Below are 7,442 nucleotides of genomic sequence, written 5' to 3' on the forward strand. Positions count from 1 at the left end.
CTTGAGGCACACCTATAAACTCGCGCTAAGTAAACTTCTATATATCACTAAAATAGTGCAATCATCTTCACACAATGCCAGCCTCACTAATATGAGCTTTTTTTTGTAAGATTAGGTTTAAAAATCAACAGATACAATAGTTTACTCAATCCCCAATAGGCAAAAACACTAGCTAAAATGGCGATAAATGAAAACTGCGCAGGCAGCCATTGAGTTGCATTATCTTGATGAGAAAAAGAGAGTGATAGCAACCCGCCATTATTATCCAGCCAAATGCCAACTTCAGGGTTGAATATATGCATTATTCCCATAATGAAAAAGATAAACGAAATAAAATATCCAAAGCCAAAAATAGCAGTTAAAGACAAGTGTAATAGGCTTTTTTGAGTAATTTGTAATAAACTTTTTAATATCGCTTTGGGGTGCCCTTTAGCGACACTTTGCGCATGCAAAATATCTGAAATTAATGGTGTCAGGTATAAATCAGGCTCACCTAAACGGTCAATAGCATTAATAATTCTTTTTTCTTCACTTTCAGCGCCATCATTTAAAGCTGACTCATATAGATGGCTTAAAATTTCCATCTTAATATCATCTTTTTCACTTACCGATAAAGGTGCTAACTTGTGATTAAGTTCGCGCTCAAAGTTACTCCATAATTTTTTAGATGTTTCACTTTTAATAGGAAATTGATGTGTCATTATTGCATCACCATTTTTAGCACTGAGCTATGCGTATTGGTCCAAATTACTTTCATTTTATCTAAAGTCTCAATACCAGCGTCGGTAATTTGGTAATACTTACGTGGTGTACCAACCTCGGCTGTTTTCCATTCTGTTTGAACTAATCCATCACGCTTTAAACGGTTAAGTAACGGGTAAAGCGTTCCTTCGGCGACTTCTATTGAAGTAAGATTTTTAATCTCCGACGCTATTTCGTAACCATAACTCATGTTTTGTTTTAACTTTAATAAGATAATAAATTCTAGTAAACCTTTACGAAATTGAGGCAACCATCGGTCAATGATCTGATCAGAAAGCATGGCACAGTTATCTTTTATTATTTAATCATGCCTACATAGTAAAACGATACACATGCCATTGCAATTTCTGTTCGGTATTACTTTAAAAATGCTGTTATTAGTCAAAGATAACCTAGGTCACTTGATAAAATATCATCTAAACCCCATGATTACTATGCCAAATAAATTTAACTACGTACATTGTATTGCTATGTATTATTTGTTGAATTACACTACCTAGCAATGCAATGTGCATAGTATTGATTTTAGGTGATCAAATGAATATTAAAAATATAGCCATTATAATTCTAACCTTGGGTTTAATAAGCCATGTCCAAGCTAACGAAAATGAATATGACGTAAACGAAGTTTCAAAATTAATGGCTTCATATGAGCAACTTGGTCGTTTTAATGGTGCAATAACGATTAAAAAAGACGATAAAATTATTTATAGTCGGGGTTATGGATCCGCGAATGTAAAAACAGAAGTTAACAATGCTAGTGATAAAGTATTTGCAATAGGTTCAATTTCAAAGCAATTTACCGCTAGCGCCATATTATTATTAGCGCAACAAGGTAAATTATCATTAGCAGACCCCATAGCGACATACCTACCTTACTATCAAAATGAAGTGGGTCAAAAAGCGACTATTTACCAACTGTTAACTCATACTGCCGGTATTCCAGATCCTATGGATACGGGTAAAGGTATTGACGGTGATAATGATCCACTCATGCACGAGAAAACCTTACCTATCACAAAGAAATCATTAATTGATAGCTTTAAAGATCTGCCTAACTCATTTGAACCAGGCAGCCGTTATGAATACACCAATACTGGCTATATTTTATTAGCTGACATTATTGAGCGAACATCAGGAAAAACTTACGCTGATTACCTAAAAACCTACCTTTTCGAACCTGCTGGCATGAAAAATACTAGTGCATCCAGACCTGACAATAGTCCGCTGTTAGTCGAGAGCTATAGCGGCATAGGTTCCGACAAAGTACACACCACTAAAATAGACAACAGTTGGTTAGTCGGTGCAGCAAGCCTTTATTCAACCACAGGAGATTTGTTCAAATGGGTAGATGCAATGAATGCCCATAAAATATTCAAAGACAAGAAGTTTGATTATTTACTCTCTAATCCTGTGGATTTGAGAAGAAATAATGAGTTTTATGGTTATGGCATGGAAATGACAACATTATGGGGTCAAAAAGCCTATCGCCATGATGGTGCAACAGCAGGCACAGTGGCAGATTTCATTTACCTTCCAGAGCAAAATATAACCATTATTATATATATGAATCATGTACATAATGTTAGTAATATTGACCTCTCAATTGATATAAGAAAAAAAATTATTCAACAAGTTTCAGGCATTTTGTTAGCCCATAAAACGCCCGATATAGTGTCTTTAGTAAGCAATAACACCCTAGATTTACAGCAATATGTAGGCCGTTATGCGTTTGATGATGACCATCAAATAGCGATAACACTCAAAGATAATACTTTGAAAATTAACACCATTGGCTTAAAAAATTGGACATTATATAACTTAGCGCAAGTGACTCACCTACCACCAGATCAATTCACTGACACAGCCACAAAATTATTTAACTTACTTAATACCAATGAGTTAACTAAATTATCTGAAATTTTTGATGAGCAAATGGCCTCTGCACCGCTCGATGTTTTTCAAGGGTTTTGGCAGCAATTAGAAGCAGAACTTGGCGCTTTAGAAAATCACTATAGCTTTTCAAAAAGTAATGATAATGACGAGATCCAGCAGCGACTAATTTTTGAAAAAGGCATTGTAGATATGTCGGTCTTTTTCGATAAAGATGGAAAAATTAAAGGCATTCAAAACTCCTCACCAATCCCCAAAGAAGAGAATGGTTTTACATCTAAACTTATCAGCATAGAGGGTGATAAGTTACTCATTGACGGATATGTTATAAAGCAGCATCAAGATTTAATTCTTAAATTTACCCGTAATAATAAAAATCAAATCACTGGCTTTAGCTACAACCAAATGGTCGAACATCAAGCAATTAAACAATAGTAACTTCCCCCCGTGACTTCGCTGTGTGCACGGGGGGGCTTCTCGACATAATTGACTGACCACTTTTTACTTCGCCATTCAAAGCGACTAGTAAATTACCAGTTTCGCACCATGTGCACGATACAGAGCTGAATTTGTGTTTTCGGATACACGGTATTAATGGCATCCAGAAAGCCTTTTAAGCCGTCAATACAGGTCATGAGTATTTCATTGTGTCCTCTTTTTTAAAGCTCGGTCAACACATTGAGCCAAAACTTAGCACCTTCATTCTCCGCTATCCACATTCCTAGCAACTTTTTGTGGCCTTCCAAGTTTACGCCAAGGGCTGAGAAAATCGCTTTGTTGATGACCTTATTACTCTCTCGAATTTTGACCACGATACAGTCGAGAAAAACAATTGGGTAAACAGGCTCAAGTGGGTTTGATTGCTACTCTATAACTTGGTCTATGTCGGCGTTCGTCGCTCGGGAAATGAGCGTGGGAGAAATTTCAGCACCATACATCTCATCAAAGGTATCAACAATATCGCGTGTCGTCATGCCTTTGATATACAGATGTAAAATCTTGTCATCCATAGAGGTGAAACGGCTTTAATACTTTTTAACGATTTCAGATTCCAAACTGCCATTACGGTCGCGAGGCGTGTCTAACTGAAAACTGCCTTCATCCGTTTTAACTTTTCTGCTGGAGTAACCATTACGGCTATTGTTAGTGAGAGTTTTCTCATTCTTTTGATAACCTAAATGATGTTCAGGTTCAGCACTTAATGCCGCTTCAACAGTCACTTTAGTTAACATTGATCTGAAATCATTTAGATCAGCTTCAGACTTTATACCTTTGGCTGTTTGTTTAGCGCAAGCTTCTAATTATTGTTTATATTGGAATGACTCTAAAACCGTGGCCAATTTAACTTGACCACTTGTATGTGGCATACTAAAACATTGTACATATTCAAACAAAAGATGAGACGACTAACGAACCGGAACTGGGGCGTTAGTATGGGATATCAATTGTTTAAAGTGCAGCAGTACATGCTAGGCTGGATCAACTACTTTGGCATAGCCAGTGCCTACCTAGGATGTGTCGATTTAGACCATTGGATCCGTCGCCGCGTAAGTATGTGCTACTGGCGTCAGTGGCGAAAGCCATGGACTAAGGTACAGAATTTACTCAAGCGTGGTGTCAGGTTCCAACTACCCGTCGGTTGTGGTATCGCAAGCAAGGGACCATGGCGAAGTTCGAAAACTCCGGAGATACAGCAAGCGCTGAGTAATGAATATCTGAATAAAGCGGGTTTCTGTTCACTAAGAGATGGATGGATCGCAGTTCATTACCCTAACCAGAAAGTCTAGGTTAGGCGTTCTTAATGAACCGCCCTGTGCGGAGCCGCATGCAGGGTTGTGTGGGGGCTGAAGGTTAGATACCTTCGGCTACCCGATTAAATTAAAATTAACCACTGCCAATATTGCTAGGGCATTGCTCGTGAGATAATGTCTTCAAGCAACCTCCCCATACTTATGTATAAATTTGATGGTTTCTCTGCGGAGATTCTTAATGCCGATAATTCACTGCTGTTGATCAATTGTCCTGCCTTAATAACCGCAATCGGTGCAGCGAGTGCTTGCAAATCATCTAAAGGGTTCTCTTTTAGTACAACCAAATCAGCTACCTTTCCAATCTCTATAGAGCCGTATTTATCGTCAACTCCCAATGCGGTTGCAGCATTGATAGTCGCAGCCCGTAAGACCTTTATTGGCGATATTCCCGCTTTCACCATCAATTCAATTTCAAGGTGGGTTGATAACCCTGGTGGCATATATAAGGTTCCGCCATCAGAGCCTAACAATAATGTAACCTCTTGTTTGTCCAGCTCTCTAACTATGTCAAAAAGAAACTGCTCCTCTTTTCTATTCCAGTCCGCTTGTTCCTGCGATGCTCCTAGCCATCTTTTAACGGCAAACTCTCTATTAATTATGCGATAAAGAGGATTTATGGTGTTCAACGGCAGGCTATCGACAAAAGCAGCTTTGTCTTGGCTTAATTTAGTCAAGTGATGGAATGTCGCCAATGTAGGAGTAACGGTTGGATTAATCATCTTTAATTCGCTCACCCAAATGGCCATGCTGTTTTGATCAAATGAAAAATTAAGCGGGCCTTGAAAAATATCTTCCACATGCTCAAGAGATTGCAAGCCACTGTTAGATTGCAATCCAAGCCCATCTATCGGGTTAGGGCCATGCTTGGCTATGGGGAAATCCAACCGTCTGGCTTCATCCGTGATGGCTTCAAAAACCTCCTTATCTAAGTAGCCATAGGCTTTGATAAAATCATATCCATCATCTTTATATTTTATAACCAGTTCACGTGCTTTTGCTGGTGATATCACTACCTGCTGAAGAGCATGGGCATATCTTTCACCGTCTAAAACGGGGGATGACGTATACAAATTGCTGCCAAGCCAATCACCTCTGTTCAACTCACTCCTCCATCTAAGGTGCATGGGTAACCCTCTCATATTCCTGACAGAGGTAACGCCATATGCGAGGTACAAGGCTAAGTATTTTCTGTCATGCAGATGAACGTGCATATCAAACAGGCCGGGCACGACGTAATCGCCGTGCAAATCGATCACCCGAGCATCTTGACTTTGGATAGATGTTTTTTCTCCAATAGAGACGATCCGGCCTTTGGAAAGGTAAATTCGTTGATTTCTTATTGTTTTACCCGTTAATACATCAATGTAATTTGCATTATCGAGCATAATATCTTCTGCGTTATCAACGGCGTGCAAATCGTTAGGCATTTCATAAATTGAAACTGGAATGGAGAGTAGTATCAGAGCGAGTAAACATAACAGCGATAGGATTGTATATTTCAGCAAGTTAATGAGAATCTTCATATTAATGAGCCTATTTGTAAACTTGGATTTAACACCCGCAGAAAACGGATGAGTTTTTGATGGCGATGGTTAGCTGACCTTATCATCTAACTGTAATACAACATCTTTCAATTACGTGATTTCAATTTTTTATCTTTATATGAGCTCAAAGGTTTATTGAAATAAGAGTTTGTCTTGGGTTAGTTTCCTGGCTTTTCATGCAACAAACCAATGCTAAGGTACGTAAGTGCCAGATTATTGGGCCTACTTCCGATTGCAGAGCAGCAGATTCATCTTACTGTAGGATTCTGGCCAGTGCATAAAGCCCACTTTCCAGTAAACCGTCAAGGTAATGAGAATGAGCAATCTCTATTTCGCCTTTAAGAAAGCCAGAGGAAATTCATTTGTAATAGAAACACTGGATAAAACCACGCCTAGAGGAAATAGACTTAATTTGACTAAATTCTTCATGCTAATTTCCTTATGGTTTGAATATGACGCGGTGGAGCTAACGTTGTGCTTAGGTTGTTTAAAGATGATGTATCACAAGGTGCATCAGAGGCACCAATATACCGTGCTCGATTGCTTGAGTTTGTTATAGGCTGATTTCAACATCATCAATTTTCCAGCCACCTTCGTTTATCATTTTTATAATTTGTTTTTCTTCCGCAGACGATTGATTTCCACAAATGTCTTTTTGCGAGTATTCGAGAGTGGCTGTATTAGCATCAATAACTTCACTGGCTAGAGTTATTTTTTTGCACCTCGCAACCTCACTTGAGACGTTTAAATAAAACTCAATCACCTCGTCACGAGACTTCCCCATCTGTTTTAGGTATTGCGGGAATTTCGATTCTGTTTCTTCTTGTTTTCGCTTTGAGTAATAAGCCTTGTCATCTTCGTAGCTAATGCTATTTAGCACTTTAATATTGTACTCTTCGTAAACCTGGCTAGGTGATTCTTCAGAAGAACATCCAATCAGTTGATATATTACGGATAATAAAATTATATATTTAGCTAAATTCAAATTGATTCTCCAAAGCCTCTAATGCCGCGTTAAAATGCTGAAATTGTTAGTTATAATGTGTAGCCAAAAGGAACTAGGGCAGCTTTTTAGTTTTTATCTCTTTAAGGCGAAGAACTACATTGGGTATTTTCTGAAAAGCATTATTAGAGTATGCGACAACAAAAAAGTCACCTCTCATTTGATTGAATCCCAAAATCTTGTTTGCTCGAGCTGTCTCACTAAAATACAAATCGACGTCAATTTGAGAGACTTTTAACTCAATTGATATTCAATTTACACCACCATAGAGAGCTTCACTTTTGATGTTACCCACATTATCCCATTTAACATCAAGGAACGTCTGCTCTTTACCTTGAGAAAGTGGCGATGAAAAGTGTACCCCATAATCATCTGCTGTAAAATAAACCCAACCTTTCCAGTTTTTTGGCTTGATAGAGACAAATAAAA

General features: G+C 38.2%; 5 protein-coding genes and 2 pseudogenes. 2 read left to right on the forward strand and 5 right to left on the reverse strand.

All coding sequences use genetic code 11. The annotated features are described in order from the left end of the window. Positions 1 to 86 precede the first annotated feature (86 nt). Complete coding sequence (locus H5202_RS16170) at positions 87 to 701, reverse strand: hypothetical protein (RefSeq protein ID WP_182772986.1); 615 nt, start codon at positions 699 to 701, stop codon at positions 87 to 89. After that, on the reverse strand, positions 701 to 1,042 hold the full coding sequence (locus tag H5202_RS16175; RefSeq protein WP_182772987.1) for a PadR family transcriptional regulator: 342 nt from the start codon (positions 1,040 to 1,042) through the stop codon (positions 701 to 703). The genes H5202_RS16170 and H5202_RS16175 overlap by 1 nt, the downstream gene beginning before the upstream one ends. Positions 1,043 to 1,299: 257 nt before the next feature. Between H5202_RS16175 and H5202_RS16180 the strand changes: the two genes are divergently transcribed. After that, positions 1,300 to 3,090: a serine hydrolase gene (locus H5202_RS16180; RefSeq protein WP_182772988.1), complete on the forward strand. Its 1,791-nt coding sequence runs from the start codon at positions 1,300 to 1,302 to the stop codon at positions 3,088 to 3,090. A gap of 101 nt (positions 3,091 to 3,191) precedes the next feature. Here the strand turns inward: H5202_RS16180 and H5202_RS24320 are convergent. Then, a pseudogene (locus tag H5202_RS24320) lies at positions 3,192 to 3,923 on the reverse strand (IS256 family transposase); the annotation flags it as partial. A 93-nt stretch (positions 3,924 to 4,016) separates the two neighbouring features. On the opposite strand from H5202_RS24320, the pseudogene H5202_RS16190 reads away from it, so the two are divergent. After that, a pseudogene (locus H5202_RS16190) lies at positions 4,017 to 4,442 on the forward strand (group II intron maturase-specific domain-containing protein); the annotation flags it as partial. A 116-nt stretch (positions 4,443 to 4,558) separates the two neighbouring features. Here the strand turns inward: H5202_RS16190 and H5202_RS16195 are convergent. Beyond that, complete coding sequence (locus H5202_RS16195) at positions 4,559 to 5,989, reverse strand: amidohydrolase family protein (RefSeq protein WP_182772989.1); 1,431 nt, start codon at positions 5,987 to 5,989, stop codon at positions 4,559 to 4,561. 574 nt (positions 5,990 to 6,563) lie between these two features. Then, on the reverse strand, positions 6,564 to 6,995 hold the full coding sequence (locus H5202_RS16200) for a hypothetical protein (RefSeq protein ID WP_182772990.1): 432 nt from the start codon (positions 6,993 to 6,995) through the stop codon (positions 6,564 to 6,566). Between the last annotated feature and the right edge of the window lie 447 nt (positions 6,996 to 7,442).

The sequence above is a fragment of the Shewanella sp. SG41-4 genome, assembly GCF_014164505.1.
In the GTDB taxonomy this organism is placed as follows: Bacteria; Pseudomonadota; Gammaproteobacteria; order Enterobacterales; family Shewanellaceae; genus Shewanella.

Coding starts and splice junctions, on each gene's coding strand:
- H5202_RS16170 (WP_182772986.1), bottom strand. CDS start 701: ATGACACATCAATTTCCTATTAAAAGTGAAACATCTAAAAAATTATGG.
- H5202_RS16175 (WP_182772987.1), bottom strand. CDS start 1,042: ATGCTTTCTGATCAGATCATTGACCGATGGTTGCCTCAATTTCGTAAA.
- H5202_RS16180 (WP_182772988.1), top strand. CDS start 1,300: ATGAATATTAAAAATATAGCCATTATAATTCTAACCTTGGGTTTAATA.
- H5202_RS16195 (WP_182772989.1), bottom strand. CDS start 5,989: ATGAAGATTCTCATTAACTTGCTGAAATATACAATCCTATCGCTGTTA.